Origin of the sequence: Xenorhabdus szentirmaii DSM 16338 (assembly GCF_002632585.1) — a bacterium.
In the GTDB taxonomy this organism is placed as follows: Bacteria; Pseudomonadota; Gammaproteobacteria; order Enterobacterales; family Enterobacteriaceae; genus Xenorhabdus; species Xenorhabdus szentirmaii.
Genome location: NZ_NIBV01000004.1, coordinates 1 through 15,846, shown reverse-complemented (window position 1 = coordinate 15,846; position 15,846 = coordinate 1). Strand labels below are relative to the sequence as shown.

At 42.8% G+C, this 15,846-nt stretch carries 17 protein-coding genes and 2 pseudogenes; all 19 read left to right on the top strand.

Translation table 11 applies throughout. The features are described from left to right. Window positions 1-15 precede the first annotated feature (15 nt). Window positions 16-1,572: pseudogene (locus Xsze_RS20190) on the top strand (phage portal protein). Between the two features lie 21 nt (window positions 1,573-1,593). After that, on the top strand, window positions 1,594-2,460 hold the full coding sequence (locus tag Xsze_RS20185) for a DUF6651 domain-containing protein (RefSeq protein ID WP_038234217.1): 867 nt from the start codon (window positions 1,594-1,596) through the stop codon (window positions 2,458-2,460). Between the two features lie 65 nt (window positions 2,461-2,525). Beyond that, the gene (locus Xsze_RS20180) at window positions 2,526-3,410 is read left to right on the top strand and encodes a major capsid protein (RefSeq protein WP_038234216.1); all 885 of its coding nucleotides are present in this window, start codon (window positions 2,526-2,528) and stop codon (window positions 3,408-3,410) included. A gap of 67 nt (window positions 3,411-3,477) precedes the next feature. Further along, the gene (locus tag Xsze_RS20175; RefSeq protein ID WP_038234214.1) at window positions 3,478-3,684 is read left to right on the top strand and encodes a hypothetical protein; all 207 of its coding nucleotides are present in this window, start codon (window positions 3,478-3,480) and stop codon (window positions 3,682-3,684) included. Window positions 3,685-3,731: 47 nt separating this feature from the next. After that, entirely contained in the window at window positions 3,732-4,157 is a 426-nt protein-coding gene (locus tag Xsze_RS20170; RefSeq protein WP_038234211.1) for a hypothetical protein, read from the top strand. Beyond that, on the top strand, window positions 4,157-4,996 hold the full coding sequence (locus Xsze_RS20165; RefSeq protein WP_038234209.1) for a hypothetical protein: 840 nt from the start codon (window positions 4,157-4,159) through the stop codon (window positions 4,994-4,996). Before Xsze_RS20170 ends, Xsze_RS20165 begins: the two co-directional genes overlap by 1 nt. Before the next feature lies 1 nt (window position 4,997). Next, window positions 4,998-5,351, top strand: coding sequence for a hypothetical protein (locus Xsze_RS20160; protein ID WP_038234207.1), 354 nt, complete (start codon window positions 4,998-5,000; stop codon window positions 5,349-5,351). Further along, complete coding sequence (locus Xsze_RS20155; RefSeq protein WP_038234204.1) at window positions 5,336-5,833, top strand: HK97 gp10 family phage protein; 498 nt, start codon at window positions 5,336-5,338, stop codon at window positions 5,831-5,833. The genes Xsze_RS20160 and Xsze_RS20155 overlap by 16 nt, the downstream gene beginning before the upstream one ends. Beyond that, complete coding sequence (locus Xsze_RS20150) at window positions 5,824-6,216, top strand: minor capsid protein (RefSeq protein ID WP_143707592.1); 393 nt, start codon at window positions 5,824-5,826, stop codon at window positions 6,214-6,216. Before Xsze_RS20155 ends, Xsze_RS20150 begins: the two co-directional genes overlap by 10 nt. A gap of 10 nt (window positions 6,217-6,226) precedes the next feature. Continuing rightward, window positions 6,227-6,715: pseudogene (locus Xsze_RS20145) on the top strand (hypothetical protein); the annotation flags it as partial. Window positions 6,716-6,893: 178 nt separating this feature from the next. Next, window positions 6,894-7,211: a hypothetical protein gene (locus Xsze_RS20140; RefSeq protein WP_038234198.1), complete on the top strand. Its 318-nt coding sequence runs from the start codon at window positions 6,894-6,896 to the stop codon at window positions 7,209-7,211. 104 nt (window positions 7,212-7,315) lie between these two features. Beyond that, window positions 7,316-7,561: a hypothetical protein gene (locus Xsze_RS20135; protein WP_038234194.1), complete on the top strand. Its 246-nt coding sequence runs from the start codon at window positions 7,316-7,318 to the stop codon at window positions 7,559-7,561. 2 nt (window positions 7,562-7,563) lie between these two features. Continuing rightward, window positions 7,564-11,631 carry a tape measure protein gene (locus tag Xsze_RS20130; protein ID WP_038234191.1) on the top strand — a complete coding sequence of 1,356 codons (4,068 nt, stop codon included), beginning with the start codon at window positions 7,564-7,566 and terminating at the stop codon, window positions 11,629-11,631. Window positions 11,632-11,634: 3 nt separating this feature from the next. Beyond that, entirely contained in the window at window positions 11,635-11,967 is a 333-nt protein-coding gene (locus Xsze_RS20125) for a phage tail protein (RefSeq protein WP_038234189.1), read from the top strand. Window positions 11,968-12,019: 52 nt separating this feature from the next. Continuing rightward, window positions 12,020-12,727, top strand: coding sequence for a phage minor tail protein L (locus Xsze_RS20120; protein WP_038234187.1), 708 nt, complete (start codon window positions 12,020-12,022; stop codon window positions 12,725-12,727). Next, window positions 12,724-13,497 carry a C40 family peptidase gene (locus Xsze_RS20115; RefSeq protein ID WP_244431726.1) on the top strand — a complete coding sequence of 258 codons (774 nt, stop codon included), beginning with the start codon at window positions 12,724-12,726 and terminating at the stop codon, window positions 13,495-13,497. Before Xsze_RS20120 ends, Xsze_RS20115 begins: the two co-directional genes overlap by 4 nt. Beyond that, the gene (locus Xsze_RS20110; protein WP_038234184.1) at window positions 13,494-14,108 is read left to right on the top strand and encodes a tail assembly protein; all 615 of its coding nucleotides are present in this window, start codon (window positions 13,494-13,496) and stop codon (window positions 14,106-14,108) included. The genes Xsze_RS20115 and Xsze_RS20110 overlap by 4 nt, the downstream gene beginning before the upstream one ends. 405 nt (window positions 14,109-14,513) lie before the next feature. Further along, window positions 14,514-15,554: a UDP-N-acetylmuramate dehydrogenase gene (gene murB, locus Xsze_RS20105; protein ID WP_038234181.1), complete on the top strand. Its 1,041-nt coding sequence runs from the start codon at window positions 14,514-14,516 to the stop codon at window positions 15,552-15,554. Continuing rightward, the coding region (locus Xsze_RS20100) for a biotin operon repressor (RefSeq protein ID WP_099139176.1) at window positions 15,551-15,846 on the top strand (296 nt) is incomplete at its 3' end. The genes murB and Xsze_RS20100, both read left to right, overlap by 4 nt.

Here is a 15,846-nt window from a genome sequence, read left to right as displayed (position 1 = left end):
TTAAAAGGATTTTATATGGACAATGAAAATCTAGATGGAAAAAAATTAAAGGAACTGGTTGAGCGTCGGCATCCTGAATATGAGGGGCGGATTGAACATTGGAATTTCTTGGCATCCACCTACGCTGGCGGCCGAAAGTGGTTCGCGGATAACATCTTTCGTTACTTTAAAGAGGGTGACACTGAATTTAAGGAACGTTTAGAACGAGCCTATCGGTTTAACCATACTCGTGAGGTCGTTAACTTAATCAACAAATACATATTCAGAGAGAACATTTCTCGTGAACGCGAGGATGCACCTGACTCCGTTAAAAATTTTTGGGATCGCGCCACCCGTGAGCAAATGACGATTGATGAGCTGATGGTATCTATCGACATTCAAACGTCGGTGTTTGGTCGTATTTGGGTCGTTGTCGATTCCACAATGAAAAACATTGATGTGTCATCAGTCGCGGATGAAAAGAAAACCGATGCCCGTGCTTATGCCTATTGGATGCCTCCACAGCAAATGCTGGATTTTGCCTATGACGATGACGGCAACATGCTTTGGGCTTTAACACATGAGTTAGTTCGTGACGATGCAGATCCATTCAATTCATCTGGTAAACAGCAAAACCGTTACCGTTTATGGACACAAAATGACTGGTATCTGTTCAAGGAAACGAAGAAAGGTAGCGGTAAGCAAACGCAGATCAGTATCGAAAACTCAGGTGAGCATAACTTGGGCGTTGTACCCGTATTTCCGGTGGATTGCATGGGGAATGCTGAATCGCGTTATTTCAGCCCGTCGCTGATTGATGATATCGCCTACCTCGACCGAGCCGTGGCCAACTATCTGTCTAACCTCGATGCCATTATCCAAGACCAGACTTTCAGTCAATTGGCGATACCGGTTCAGTCAATGTTGCCTGGTGATGATGATCATAAAAAAGTTTTAGAGTTTGGTACGAAGAGAGTTTTCACTTATGACGCAGAAGGTGGAGCGCAGCCGTTTTATATGTCACCAGATCCAAAACAGGCATCAATGATTATTCAAACCGTCCAGACAGTTATCAACGAAATCTACCATTCGGTAGGTGTGGCTGGCGAGCGTACCAAACAGGATAACGCTAAAGGTATCGACAATAGTTCAGGTGCGGCTAAAGCGTATGACTTCCAGCGCGTGAATAGTTTGCTTATTACGAAAGCCGAGCGGTTACAACGAGCGGAACGTCAGATGCTTTACCTTGCAGCTAAATGGATGGGGCAGGAAAAGTCACAGGAAGAAATTGATCAACTCGTTTCATACCCCGAAAGCTTCGATGTTCGCGGTTTGATGGATGAATTTGATGTTGCGAAACAGCTAAAAGAGATTGAAGCGCCTGATTCAGTACGCCGTCACCAAATGGAAATCTTGATTGACAAGATCTTCCCCAATGTTTCAAAAACCATGAAATCGGCTTTTGAAAGCGATTTAAGGGAATTTCCGCTTAAAAATGCGCAATTAACGCTTGAAAGTAAGTAGGTAAATACCTATTATTTAATCGGAAAAGATCGAGAGACAGATCCGAAATCGACTCAAGAAACCGAGTGATTTTTACAAGGAAAGTAAACGATGAATTTATGGCAAATGCTGATGGCGAATCGTGGCATCTTAATGGATGTTGCGGACGATGGTATACAGGGTGGTAGTGGCGGTGGTGTTTCTGCTGGTGAACCAGAGAGGAAAACCGAAGAGCTTAAAGATGATTACGTCGATCTTTCACAAGAACAATTGATTAATCGCCTAAAGGCGTCCGAAACGGAAAAGGCGAATCTCGTTAAGGAAACGATGAAGCGCAAAACCGAAAACAAATCGCTGACAGATAAATTGGCCGCATTTGGTGACGCAACCCCTGAACAAATTACCGAACTTCTCACTGCTAAGAAAACTGCGGAAGAAGAAAAACAGCGCCGTGAACAGGAAGAACAAGAGAAACGTGGTGAATTCGATGCTGTCAAAAAGCAGATGATTGAAGCACACCAAGCCGAACTGAAAGGCCGTGACGATGTGATTGCGACCCTTGCAGGTGAAAAAGACACACTGCGTTCTCAAATTCTTGAGCTAACGGTCGGTTCTGCATTCAGTGGCTCGAACTTCCTGCGTGAAGAAACTCTGATTACCCCATCAAAGGCCCGCGTTATTTACGGGGGGCATTTTGAAGTGGGTGAAGACGGTATCGTTGTTGGTTATGACAAACCTGCTGGTGCAAAAGAACGTGCTGTTCTGGTAGATGGCAACGGCTCACCGTTAGCGTTTGAGCAGGCCATTGAGCGGATTTTAAAAGCCGACCCTGAATCTGATGCTCTGTTGCGTAGCAAAGCGAGGCCGGGTGCAGGTTCAAATACCGATTTGGGTGCAGGTGGTAAGCCGGCACTGAAGGAGCTGAATGCTCTCGATAAAATCGCCGCTGGCGTGGCAAAAATGCGCTCCGGCAATTAAAGCAAAATGGGGAACAGGATGTTCCCCGAATCAATGTTTGTGTGTGCGTATAAAGGGAACTTACGATGCCATTACTGCGTGAAGAAGCTGAAAAGCTGTCGAATAACACTTTAGAACAAGGCGTTATCGAAACTATTATCGACCGCGAAGATTTGTTTGCGGTACTTCCATTCATGAAAGTGGATTCTAAGGCGTACCTGTACAACCGCGAATCTGAACTGAGTGAGGCTACTTTCATTGACGTGAATGACGTCGTACCGGAAGGTGCGGCTAAGTTCACTGAACACGTTGCTAAACTGCGAATCATGGCAGGTGACGTGGACGTTGATAAATTCCTCGCGACCACTATGGCCGACACCAATAGCCAGTTGGCTATTCAGATCCGCGCTAAAGTGAAAGGTCTGGCTCGTGCATTCCGCCGTAACCTGATTTTAGGTGACAGTGTTACAAACGCTAAGTCATTCGACGGTATTCCGAAGCTGATCCACAACGACCAAAAAATTGTTGCCGATTCCGCCATGACCTTTTCCATGCTGGATGAACTGGTCGATGCGGTTAAAGATTTAGGTGCTGACGCTATCATGATGCGCTCTGAGCATATTCGTGCCTATCGTGCATTGTTGCGTACTGTAAATGTCGGCCCACAAGAAATCATGATCGAAAACTTTGGTCGCCCAATGCTGACCCACAACGGTGTACCGTTCATTGTGAACGACTTTATTCCTGTTGTTGGCGATACTAAAGCGAAGAAAGCTGACATTTACTGTCTGCACCTGAGCGAAGAAAACGGTCTGACCGGTCTGTACGGCGGTGACAACGCCGGTATCGTTGTTGAAAGCATCGGTACAGTGCAGAACAAAGATGCCACCCGTACTCGTGTTAAATGGTATTGCTCTCTGGCAAACAAACACGACAAGGCAATTTCAGCACTGACTGGCGTTGCACTGTAACAGGTACTTGTGACCGAAAAAGGGTGAGGCGAAAGCCCACCCTTTTTTCATATAAGGGAATAAAACTATGGCCGAAAAGAAAGTAAAGCTGACCGAAAGATCAATGCGTGGTTACACGGGACATTTGTTTATGACCGGTTTTAAGGATGGCGTAACTGTGTCACCGGTAAGTCAGCGTAAACAAGAACGTATTTTATCAACGGTTCGCTCAGAGTTAGTGGCAGATACAGTTAAGAAGCCTGAACCGGAAAAGGCAGACGATTCAGGCGAGTAAATTAAGTGTGGTCAGGACGACCGCACACACTTTAAGGAAAGAAAAAAATGAATCCAGCCAAAATCAAACTCATTGAATCTGCATTCTCCGGTTACAACGGTGTTATGTTTGGAGTTGAATTTGAAAACGGTGTTAGTAAATCACTAATCCCGTTCCTCGATCAGCAGCGTATTTGCTCAATTATGAAAGCAGAAACTATCGACGGTAAAAACATGAGTGGCGCAGCCTCATTATCAGAATCCCGCGAATTAACAGCGAAACAAGCCCTCGAAGCGGAAACTAAAGCGCAACCAGTAAAACCGATGGAACGAACTGCCGAAAAAGCGGGTGTTCGCTATTCACGAGCAGAATTAGAAGCTGTGGCCGATAAAGGCGGCATTTCGGCGTTACGTAAAATCGGTAATGATCTAGATGTGCGAGAAAAATCAATCGAAGCCATGATCGAAAGCATCTTGAAAATCGCAGGTGAATAATGTCAAAACTGGACGTGGTTAAATCGGGAAACACCGTATCTCTCACCTTTGTGTTTGATGCTCTTGATGTCGAATCAGCCACTTACTCATTGTTTGATATTTCCGGTAAAGCTGTTGTTGAAGACGTTCCTATCGCCATCGAAAGCGGTGATTTGAGCATTTCGTTCTCAGTTTCAGGCGAACATAACGAATTGGCTGGTGATAAATCAAAGGATATACGTCGTGTGATCGTTAAGTCGGTGACACAGAGCGGTCGCGTATCTGAGTATGAGCAGTATTACGCAATTATCAACTCATTAGATTTGTCAGTGCCAGGCGAATCATTTGTGTCGTTGATGGAAGCGAAACTGGCGGCTATGGATATGTACGCCTCAGACAGCTTCTTAATGCTGAACGGCCATACACAGCGTCAGGCATTAATGGAAGCCACAAAACGTCTAAAAAACATGCGATTCGATATCAAAAAGGTCTACAAAATCTCAGATAACGAGTACGATCGACCTCAAAACGTACTGACCGCCAACACCCTGCCTTTTTATCTATCAGGTGAATTTAAAAACAACATAATTGATTTTGCTGAACTGAGCGAAGAAGAATTCAGATCATTGCCAGATTATTTCCTTAAAGACTTGGCGGAAGCCTGCATGATTGAAGCTGTCGCTGTCGTTGAGAACGGTGGGGCTTCTGATGCGCGGGATGATGGTTTGTTGTCAGAATCAATTGGTGAGACGACCAATATGTATCGTAGCGGCAGATCAGCTACCCGTTCATTGTCACGTAAAACATGGCGGATTATCGCTCGTTACATCGACAACACTATCCGTATTCGTAGGGGGTGATATGAAGTTTAGCCGGCAATCAACTGCAACAATTTATCGGAAGTCAGAAACGTTATCCATGTACGGAGAGCCAAAGCTGTTTTTCGCGGGTAAAGCAGATGTCGGGATCGTTCGTTTCATCGAGGAATACGACCGGACTTCTGTACGTGCTGATAGCTCGGCTTCACGAGGAAAAGCAGATATGGAGCTTTTTGATGCGGTGATCATATTTCCTAAGTCGTCAAAGCTAAAACTGGATGATGTGCTGTTGATCGAGGGGGTGAAACTGGAAGTAAAAAGAGTTCATAACCGATTCGGACTCAGAGGAAAGGAGGGGCATTTTGAAGTGGGGGCTAATTTATGGGTATCTCAGTAGATATTGGCTCATTTAAGCGTGCTCAGGAAAAACTGACCCATAGCCAGAATGCGTTGAAGCGAAACCTTTTGAATGAGCTTCGTAAGATGGCGGCGGAAATGCAGAAATATGCTCGCGCGATGACGCCCCGTGAAACAGGTAGTCTTGAAAGCTCCGTTTTCGCTCATGTAGTGAATTCAAAGAACGAAGTTCATGTGAACCTGTATGTCTCGGAAAGCAAAATGAGATCTGGCATTGGCAACAACAAAAGACCTGTAAGACGCGTACCTATTGGTGTGTATGCCGGTTATATGAACAGTTCACAGTATCGACTAGGGGTTAAGTCAAGGCTCAAGCAGGTAGAAAACTACGGTTCAGGCATGAAAGTTAAGGTTGGAAAAAACTATATTGAACGCGCAGGAAACACAGTTTGGAAACGGCGTCGAGATGATCTGAAAGATGCAGGTATACGTGCTGGTTTCGGCAGAGGTAGATGGAAATGATTCTTGAAGCTTTTACGGAATATCTTGGATCTAAAAAGGTCGGGGTGATTGGCAAGGACCTGTTTTGTTACTATATGCCGCCAAAAGTGACACGTGGATTTTTGGTTATGTCGCCTAATGATGGCATTGCAATAGATAACGAATTAACGGGCTATTACCAAGATATTTTTCCTTTGATGATCAGAGCAGAAAGCATTAGTAAGGTTACTGAACTGAGTACATCAATTATGAAGCACCTTTCTGTGCGGGATGTTCAGATAAAAGGCGTATACTTTAATTTTATTCAGGCTGTTACATTACCGGCTATCTATCCTCAAAACGATGGGGGTTCTTTTGAAGCAGGTGTTGTGATAGAGTTTAGTTGTTATATACTTAATAAGTAAGGGAATACTTATGGCTGGAAATAAAGTAGAGAATATTAAGCTAGGTGCGTGTAATGTTTCTTTTAATGGCATTGATTTGGGGTATACCAAGGGTGGTGTTGAAGTTGAAGTTACAACCGATACGCTGAAAGTGACTGTTGATCAGTTTGGTGAAACAACTGTTTCTGAACTGATTCAGGGGCGTAACATCAAAGTCACTGTACCTTTGGCTGAAACTGTGCTGGAACGTTTGGCAACAGTAATGCCGGGCAGTGAAGTCGGTGGTTCAGGTGATGAGATCACCATCAAGACCGGTATCGGTATCAATCTGGTTGAAGTTGCTCAATCCCTTGTCCTAACTCCATTGAACAAAGATGATTATGTTCTCACCTTGCCTCGTACTGCAACAGCAGGTAGCTTCAATATGGCATACAAGCATGATGATGTTCGTGTGTTCAATATTGAATTTAATGCCTACCCTGATGACAGTGGTGTATTAGGAAAAATGGCAAAAAAAAAGTAAGTACTGAACATGCTCCTAAAGATAAAGAATTAGAGAGAGGCGTGGTTCAGAATAGTCAATCTGTGACAGAGCACGAGACAAATCAAGATTAATTAATTTAATCTGGTAAGTATGTTTATACCTATTATATTATAGGGCTTCGAATAGAAGCCCTTTTTATTACATGGAGTTTAAGATGGCAAAATTACTTGACCTTGATGCAATTGCCCCAAAACCTAAAGAAGTTACTCTGCGTGGTGTGAATTATAAAATGTCGCCAATGACGGTTGGTCTGTTTGCGCTGGCGCAGCAATTTCACTCTGAGGATATTGAAAACCAAACTCCGGTTGAGCAATTAAAGGCGGGTATTGAAATTGTTCGCAAGCTGCTTCCTGAAATGGCAAAAGCTGAGGTAGAGAACCTGACGCCAGAACAAATCCAGCAAATTGTCCTCTTTGCATTTCATGAAGGCGAAGAAACCAATGAGCATCACGCTGGAGAAGACGCAAAGTAATAACCCGTCAAGAAAACGGAGTCGAAATTATTTCTATCGATTTCGGTTTCTACTTTTGTCGTGTTGTTGCTTTCTATGGCGAAACCACGGAATCGGTTATCGCCATGCCGCTTGAACGGTTCTGGTTATTAAGTCGGAACATAGACCGTATCAAGTCAGAAGATGATATTCGCCGTTTGCAGACAGTAAGGGGTGCTCAGGCAACGGCGGATAGTTATACGGCATTTGAGAAAAGTTTACAGCAACGATTGGGGCAGCCGGTCATCATGAAAAAGGTGTTGTCACCTTTCCATGCCGAATCTGATCCAGATGCCGAATTGAAATTAAGGAATATATTCGGTAGGGGCTAAGGATGGCTGACTCATTAGGTTTTCGGTTGTCGCTAGACAGCAAAGAGTTTGAGATAAAGATCGATAATGCGGGTCGTTTACTCAATCGTCTATCTAATCAAGGTACAAAGGCGAGTACGGGTGTTAAGCGCTTAGAGGGCGGGTTTAGAGGTTTTAATCGCACTTTGTCAGATACGATTACCACAATCGGTATGGCATCTTTTGCTATTGGAACGCTAAAGACTGCCCTTTTTGATTGGCAAAAAACTATACTTGATAGCGCAGGGAAATTAGAACGCCTGCAAGTCATGTTACAAGGCTTGGCTACATCTTCGGATAAAGCAGCCGAATCAATGCGTGATTTTAATTTTATCATTGATAAAGCTAAAAATGCGCCTTTCTCTATTGAATCTATCTCAGACAGCTTCGTAAAACTAAAATCGGCGGGGATCGACCCAACCAAAGGTTCGTTAGATGCGATGGTTGATTCGGTTGCTCGATTTGGTGGCGATAGTGAATTGCTTAAACGAGCAACAATTGCAATTCAGCAGATGTCCGGCAAAGGCGTCATATCAATGGAAGAGCTTCGTCAGCAATTAGGAGAGGCTATTCCTACTGCCATGCAGTCAATGGCAACCAGTATGAACCTTTCTATGGGCGAACTGACGAAAGCCATATCGTCAGGGCAAGTTGAGGCTACAACCGCAATAAAAGGAATGCTCAACATCATGGAGATTTCTTATCGGGGATCAGCACAACGGATGATGAGCACTTATTCAGGGTTGGTGTCTCAAATGCAAACCAACGCTGCGCTAATGGCTAAATCCATCGGTGATGCCGGTTATATGGATGCGGTAAAAGATGCTCTAAAAGACATTAATAGGCTGCTAATGAGTGATGCTGCGTCCTATTACGGCAAACAATTTGGCGAGATGGTTACAGGATTTATAGATGTTGCTCGTGAAATGCTTACTTGGGTTGTGAACAATCAGTCAGCATTGACCTCCTTACTAAAAATCCTGTTGCTAATTGGCGGCACAAAAATCTTCCTGTCTTTTTTAAAGACAACAATTGGTTCGATTACTTCATTTAATAGAGCTATTGCGACTACGATCACTGGGGGTGGTGGCGGTCTGATTAGCTTTGGGCGACATATTTCAACGGTTGCAGAACGTTCACAGCGTATGGGAGGCTCGTTGAATGTAGCAACTGTCGCAATCGGGCAAATGGCTTATGCATGGCGCAGCCTAAATATGGCTATGAAAGCAAATATTATCATTGCTGCTATCACAACAGTTATTGAAATTGTTGCCGCTCTTGCATGGTGGTTTGGACAGGCTGAGCAAAAAGCTATAGATGCGACAGAGGCAGCTCGTAACATGCCTAGCATGGTGACAGATGAACAACTTGCTTTGCTTAAGGCTAAATTAAAAGAACAAAAGGAGGTTTTAGATAGATCAAACAAAGAATTAAATGATGCTTTAGAGCATAGGGAACAAATCTACAATAACAAAAAATCAGGATTGATTGTAACTGATAGTGTTATTGAAGGAGTAGAAAAAAAATACACTGATGCATTAAAAAAGCAACAAGATTCACAGAAAGATTATGATAACAACCAAGATTTAATTCGAGCCTCCGAGCTTGCTCGTGCAAAAGAGCATATGCGCAAGAAGTTAGAGCTGGTAATGGAAGAAAACCAAAAAGCTGCAAATATCCGACAAGCTGATTACCAGAAGAAACGTTCGGATATAGAAAAACAGAGAGATGCAGACCTTCAAACCAACAAAGACTCGACAGAACGGCAGGCAGAAATTCGTAAAAAAGCAGCAGAAGATCTAGGTGCCGCTTATGATGAGGAAGTGGAAGCTCAACGATTAGGCCTCGTGAAAGTTCGAGATGTTATTGGAAAACAACAAGAAGAAATTAACAAAAAAATCGCTGACCGTACAGCCGAATTAGGTGATGCTGTGGCAGCTAAAAACGATGTATTTCTTCAAAAACTAATATCGCAAAAAGAAGAAATTGGCAAACATTACTATGATATAGCTAACCAGATCGGCAATCTTGCGCAAATGGTTAAAGACGGCAAAGAATTGATGTTTAATGGCTGGAAAGGGCTTGATGGAAACTTCAATGATGGTGCGAATGATGCGTTAGAAAAAAGATTATCTACTATCAGGAAAAATAATGAACGGCTTTCGTTAGGTGATCGCATTAATAGTGGTGAAAAGGTTGCCACAATTGATGGCAGAATTGCGAAAGGAGAGAAAGAAGCAGAGGCTAATTTCCAAATTATAGAGGCTTTGGTTGGTAAAAAAATTGCCGTTGATAATTTGTCAGAGGCCTACGCAAAACTTTCAGTAGCAGAGAAGAAGGAGATCGATGTAGCTTTAGCTAATGCTCGTATTCAAGATGAAGCCGACCGCAGGAAATCCTCTCATCAAGGAGAATCAAAAGAAGCTAAGGCCAAAAGGCTTGCAGAGAAAATGGCCGAGGAGAACAAAAAAATCCTCGATCAAGCCGAAAGTGTGGCGGAAAAAGTCGGTTTTGGCAGTACAGAAGTTATTAAATATAAACAATCAATTGATGCACTAACCAAAAGCCTTTCCAAACTGGGTAGCTCCAAACCAGAAGATGGCATCCTAAGCCAAGAACAGATAGATAAGGCCAAAGCACAACTAGCGGAAATCACCGCAGGAGCGGACGATTACCAAAAGGCATTAACCAAAGATTCTGCGGATCAACTTATCTCAAAATGGGCGGGTTTTGCGAATACAGTTAAAGGCAATATGACTCAATCCGTTGCAGAAATGCGTAGCGAGTTTGAAAAAAACCACCAAGAAGCAGACGAGTATTTTGCCAAGATTATCAAGGCAAATGAGAATAATATTGAAATCTCAAAATATCTCAAAGCAGAGCAGGCTAAGTTCCATGTTGGCAAAGAGGAAGCAATGGTTCGTATGACTGAAACCGCTACGGCGAGAATGGCATATGATTACCAGAATCTGGGTAAATTAATTGACGAAAACATGAAGAATATTTTCGATAACCTCGAAGATAAGCTTATGGAATTTCTTGATACCGGTAAATTTAATATTGCTGATTTCGGTAATTTTATTTTTAAAGAGCTTCAACGCAGCTTTATCCGCAGCATGGTTATTTCACCGATGATTAATGGATTAGGCTTAGGTGCTGGCGGAGATACGGGAGAAAGCCTCATATCAAAAATCGGTGGAGCTGTAGGGAGCATAGGGAGTATGTTCGGTGGCTCTAGTGCTAAGGAAGGCGACGATGGCATTGCTAAATCTACTCAAGCTCTCGGTAAGGCGGCCACAGAAACAACCGGTGCATTGAAGACAATGCAATCAGATGGCATCTTCTCTACTATTGCCGGTTATGCACAACAATTATGGGCAATGATCACCGGTACAACCGCAACCCAAACAAAATCGGCCGCTGATATTTCAGCTACCACAACAGTGACTTCATTCTCAGTTGCGCTAGGTTTGGCAAGAAGTGCCGTTATAAGTTTCATAGCATCTCTGACGGCAAGTAGTTCAGCAAGTACTGCTGGTTCTATTGTATCAATGGCAGGAACAATTGGATCGACAGTAGCAGCCGGATATGGTGGAGGAGCAAGCGCGGGTGTAGGAGCGGCAGGTTCTGCGGCTAATACGGGGGCAATGGGTATGTCAACCAGTTGGCAATCATATACTTCCACTTTTGCAAAAGGCGGCATTATGGGATCGTTGGGCGAAATTCCGCTAAAAGCCTATTCAAAAGGTGGCATTGCAACTTCACCTCAACTAGCACTCTTCGGTGAGGGATCGCACAATGAAGCCTATGTACCTTTGCCTGATGGTCGCCGTATTCCCGTGAATATGAACATCGCTGGTGATGATATTGGTGCAGGTTCAGATAAGAATGTTGTTATCTCCATTTCTGTAGTCAATCAGGGAGGAGATAAAGAAGAAAAAAGTAACTCAAGCAATGAATCTGCATGGAACGAGACGGCTCAGAAAATTAAATCCATTGTTCTTGAGACAATGACCGAAGAAAAACGACCTGGTGGTATGTTAACGGAGTAACACATGGAACGGAAAACCTTCAAGTGGCATCCAAAATTTGAATCCCGTAAAAACTTCAAACCGGCAATCAGTAGACAGTCGTTTGATGAAGGTTATGAGCAACGATTAACGTCGGGATTTAATTGGCGAAAGTACGAATGGAGTCTGGTATTTGAAGGGGGCTATCCCCTCATTCAAGAAATAGAAGATTTTCTTTACGAACATGGTGGAAAAGATTCATTTAATTGGATATCTCCAGATAAAAAACTTTATTTAATTGTATGTGAAGGTTTTAATGTTACAAGAGGTCAGGGAAGTGCAACCTTAACAGCGACATTCAGACAAGTATTCGAATAAAACTGTGCTATTCCCGTACTGGGAATAGCATGATTTTAAGGAATGAAACATAATGACAGTGAAGTCAATCAGACAGCAAATTCAATTGCTATCACCAGATTCTATATTTGAATTTTTCATTATCGATCTTCCCCAAAATACTGGGGGAGGGCGATTCTATTTTCACGCTGGTACAAATGATGTGAATCAACCTGTTATATGGCAGGGTAAGACTTACCAACCTATGCCAATCAAGGCAACAGGATTTGACATTAGTGGAGAAGGTAAACTTCCAAGACCTAAATTAAAAGTCGTTAATCTGCATGGGATGATTTCGGCAGAACTACAAACTAAAGACGATTTGTTAGGTTGTCAGGTGACACGCAAGCGAACGATGCAGTGTTTTCTTGATGCCGAGAATTTCCCTGATGGCGTCAATCCTGATGCAAATCCCGAACAGTCTTTTCCTGATGATATATGGTTTATCGACCAGAAAACGCTTGAGACCTGCGAAATAGTGGAGTTTGAACTGGCGTCAGTTTATGACTTAATGGGGGTACAGCTTCCTAACCGACAAGTGATCCGTAATTCTTGTCAGTGGAATTATCGTAGTGCAGAGTGTGGATATACTGGCCCTGCTTTTGATAAAGATGACAAACCGACTTCTATCCCCGGAGCAGACTTTTGCCCTAAGCGGTTATCCAGTTGCCGAGCACGGAAGAATTACTTTGCTGATGGCATCATTATGTTTGGCGGCTTTCCGGGGGCAACACGAGCATGATCCAAGAAATGATGAATACAGCTTTATACTTGGCAATGCAACAGGCGGCAATCCAAACTTATCCTAATGAGGCTTGTGGATTGTTGGTTAATACGAAAAGAGCCAAGTATGAACTTGTGTTGTGTAAAAACGTTGCGGAAGACCCTGTTAATTTCTTTGTCATGGATGCAGAGGATCAAATAGCAGCAGAAAATAAAGGGGAAGTCGTAGGGGTATGGCATAGCCATACGGATAGAACAAATAAGGCCAGTGAAGCGGATCTGGCTGGCTGTGAATCCTCTGAAATTCCTTGGTTTATCATTAACGTGACAAAAAACTATAACCCTGAAATTGACAGTGAATTCATTATAAGTGATGTGAATGTTATTACCCCTAATGGTTTTGAGATGCCTTATGAGGGGCGGCCTTACGCTTTTGGCGTCTTTGATTGTTGGATGTTATGCCGTGACTATCTCAAACGGGAATTTAATATTCAGGTGGGAGCATGTTCGCATCTTCATATCCCCAATTGGTGGGATGGTGATAAAGATATTCTCAGTGAAAACTTTGCTGAACAAGGGTTTGTTAAACTGCCTTACGGAACACAGCCCAAACGAGGTGATCTGTTTCTTATGAAGATAGGAGCAAAAATGCCCGATCATTGTGCGGTTTATATTGGTGATAACCTGATTTTGCACCACCAATCTGACCGCTTAAGCTGCAAAGCAGTTTACGGTGGAATGTATCAGAAAACAACGATCCATCATTTACGGCATAAGGAATTGCTATGAGTGAAAAAGTAAAAGAGCCTAATTTAGTCACGTTTGAATTTGGTGGCGTGTTGGGTAAGAAGTTTGGCAAAGAGCACAGAGTCAAATGTATTACGGTACGGCAGGGCATTAGCATCATTAACTGCAATAGACAGGGGGTGCTCGCCTGGATGAAACAGAATGCTACAAAGTACCAGAAATACCATATCCGTGTGACCAGAGCTAACGGCACAATACGAGATATGAGTGAAACTGAATACCAGATGGAAAATCATGGGGATATGGTTCATGTTTGCGTTACTCCCATCTATCGGGGGGCTGGCGCTAAGGTTATGGGTGCTATTCAGGCAGTTATTGGGGCTGTTTTGATTGTGGTCGGTCTTTATACTCAAAACTATGCATTAGCGTTAGCAGGAGCATCAATGTTGATTGGTGGAGTTATGGGGCTTCTTACAAAAACACCTAACCCCTATACAGGAGGCGCTGATAATCGTAAAAACTCAACTTACTTTGACGGCCCTCAAAATACAGTAGAACAGGGTGCACCTGTGCCTATTATTTACGGTGAAGAAATCCTCGTTGGTTCTCAGTTAATCAGTCTTAAATTGTCCGTAGAACAATTAATTAACTGAGCCATTAGAACTGGATCTGGATGAGATTAAAGGTCTTTTCGTGGCTTAAAAAACAAAAGAGGCTAATTAAAGCTTCTCTGACCGCTGACAAACCTCGTTGAAAGTAGCGGGGTTTGCGGTATTCATTATCAACCATTATCTTCCGATTTTTCCTTATTTATCCCCGACACGTCTTTTCCTGAGCATGATTGGGTTTTTGACCCGATAAATGCACGGCTGAATCACAGATAAAACCAATAAGGTGCCAGATAAAAAACCCTTTGTCAGTAATCTAAAGCCACTCTAATGAGTGGCTTTTCTAGCTCTCTTATATTTTATTAACAGGTAGGTATTGGGTAACTATTTACCTTTCAAATATAGAGTCTGATAGACTGCGGCTTAAATTACCTATTGAGCCTAAAGTGAATGTCTGTTTGTCAATCTACCCAACTAAAAGCGTTCAACACGTTTGGCATTTCAGCCAGCGCCGATCATATCGGTATAGCCACCTCTATTGAATTTCTTCTGACCTTATGGCGAGAAGCAATGGAAAAGAATCATCCTATTTTATTGTTGGGAGGAGGAAGTAACGTTCTTTTCACCGACGATTTTAAAGGTACTGTGATCCTAAACCGCATTCTTGGTATTAATATACAAGAGTCTGATACAGCTTGGCATGTTCATGTTGGTGCAGGTGAAAATTGGCATCAATTGATCATCTCTTTGCTCAACCAACAGATTTACGGTTTGGAAAACTTAGCGTTAATTCCCGGAAATGTAGGCTCTGCCCCTATTCAGAATATCGGCGCATATGGCGTTGAATTTAAAGATGTCTGTGAGTATGTGGAGCTTATTGAGCTGAAAACGGGAAATTCAATTCGTCTAATGGCCAATGCGTGTCAATTTGGCTATAGAGATAGTATATTCAAACATCAATATAAAGATGATTACGCTATTACTGCCGTCGGGTTACGTTTGAATAAAATCTGGGAGCCAACGTTAACTTATGGTGGTTTGGCTAAATTCTCGCGAGAAGATGTGACTCCAGAGCAAGTATTTAATATGGTGTGTGAAATTCGCCAGAGTAAGTTACCCGATCCTGCAATAATGGGCAATGCGGGGAGTTTCTTTAAAAACCCTATCATATCAGCAGCATTAGCTCAGAAAATTAAATTTACATACCCAGATTGCCCTCAGTATTGCGTTAATGAGCATAGTGTAAAAATTACAGCAGGGTGGTTGATTGAACAATGTGATTTAAAAGGATATTCCGTTGGCGATGCGGCTATTCATACAAACCAGGCATTAGTATTAATTAACAAAGGAAATGCAACAGGGCAGGATATTGTTGCATTAGCTGCTTATGTCCGAAATAAAGTAGCCGAAAAGTTTAATATTCATTTAGAGCCTGAAGTACGCTTTATCGGTAGTGAGGGTGAGATAGATGCGGTGGAATGTATTTCATGAAAGATATTAGTATTCCGTTAAAACTAATTAAATTTTTATCAGATGGTGAAGTTCATTCTGGGCAGCAACTTGGTCAAGAATTGGGAATGAGCCGGGCAGGGATCAATAAACATATTCAGACAATCCGTGAATGGGGAGTTGAGGTTTTGACCCTTCCGGGAAAAGGTTACTGCTTCCCAATATCAATGGACCTTCTTGATAGCAAAATTATTGCAGATTATCTTCCAAATGATCACATTGAGGTAATCCCTGTTATTGATTCAACGAATCAATATCTGCTGGAGAAGCTACC

Bases quoted from the DNA above. Each gene is read 5' to 3' on its own strand.
- Xsze_RS20120 (WP_038234187.1), top strand. From the start codon at position 12,020: ATGACAGTGAAGTCAATCAGACAGCAAATTCAATTGCTATCACCAGAT.
- Xsze_RS20165 (WP_038234209.1), top strand. From the start codon at position 4,157: ATGTCAAAACTGGACGTGGTTAAATCGGGAAACACCGTATCTCTCACC.
- Xsze_RS20110 (WP_038234184.1), top strand. From the start codon at position 13,494: ATGAGTGAAAAAGTAAAAGAGCCTAATTTAGTCACGTTTGAATTTGGT.
- Xsze_RS20160 (WP_038234207.1), top strand. From the start codon at position 4,998: ATGAAGTTTAGCCGGCAATCAACTGCAACAATTTATCGGAAGTCAGAA.
- Xsze_RS20175 (WP_038234214.1), top strand. From the start codon at position 3,478: ATGGCCGAAAAGAAAGTAAAGCTGACCGAAAGATCAATGCGTGGTTAC.
- Xsze_RS20155 (WP_038234204.1), top strand. From the start codon at position 5,336: ATGGGTATCTCAGTAGATATTGGCTCATTTAAGCGTGCTCAGGAAAAA.
- Xsze_RS20130 (WP_038234191.1), top strand. From the start codon at position 7,564: ATGGCTGACTCATTAGGTTTTCGGTTGTCGCTAGACAGCAAAGAGTTT.
- Xsze_RS20185 (WP_038234217.1), top strand. From the start codon at position 1,594: ATGAATTTATGGCAAATGCTGATGGCGAATCGTGGCATCTTAATGGAT.
- Xsze_RS20170 (WP_038234211.1), top strand. From the start codon at position 3,732: ATGAATCCAGCCAAAATCAAACTCATTGAATCTGCATTCTCCGGTTAC.
- murB (WP_038234181.1), top strand. From the start codon at position 14,514: ATGTCTGTTTGTCAATCTACCCAACTAAAAGCGTTCAACACGTTTGGC.
- Xsze_RS20150 (WP_143707592.1), top strand. From the start codon at position 5,824: ATGGAAATGATTCTTGAAGCTTTTACGGAATATCTTGGATCTAAAAAG.
- Xsze_RS20140 (WP_038234198.1), top strand. From the start codon at position 6,894: ATGGCAAAATTACTTGACCTTGATGCAATTGCCCCAAAACCTAAAGAA.
- Xsze_RS20125 (WP_038234189.1), top strand. From the start codon at position 11,635: ATGGAACGGAAAACCTTCAAGTGGCATCCAAAATTTGAATCCCGTAAA.
- Xsze_RS20180 (WP_038234216.1), top strand. From the start codon at position 2,526: ATGCCATTACTGCGTGAAGAAGCTGAAAAGCTGTCGAATAACACTTTA.
- Xsze_RS20135 (WP_038234194.1), top strand. From the start codon at position 7,316: ATGCCGCTTGAACGGTTCTGGTTATTAAGTCGGAACATAGACCGTATC.
- Xsze_RS20115 (WP_244431726.1), top strand. From the start codon at position 12,724: ATGATCCAAGAAATGATGAATACAGCTTTATACTTGGCAATGCAACAG.